We start from the raw sequence: 255 nt of genomic DNA on the forward strand, positions 1-255 counted from the left end.
ATAGTATGCCTCCATTGCCAATTAGGTAAGCAAAATTTGAATCAGCAAGTTTAACCCAGTAGCCACTGCCCAAAGCGGTTGTTAAACTTTTACTGGTATAAAGAGTTGTCCCAACACCTACAAAATTTGTAGCAGCGTAGTAGGTTACCGGGAAAGTAGTCGCTCCACAGTCTCTTTTGAGTCTGGGTTGTGAAAATTGAAATGCATAACCAGGGCCGGAATCAGGATCAGACCCTGAACCACAAGTACTAATCG

General features: G+C 43.1%; 1 protein-coding gene. It reads right to left on the bottom strand.

Annotation, left to right across the window (positions count from 1 at the left end):
• Positions 1 to 255, bottom strand: a 255-nt coding sequence (locus DMB68_RS23510; RefSeq protein ID WP_165830203.1) for a hypothetical protein, incomplete at both ends; no start/stop codon positions are given.

The sequence above is a fragment of the Flavobacterium hydrophilum genome (assembly GCF_003202405.1).
Lineage (GTDB): Bacteria > Bacteroidota > Bacteroidia > Flavobacteriales > Flavobacteriaceae > Flavobacterium > Flavobacterium hydrophilum.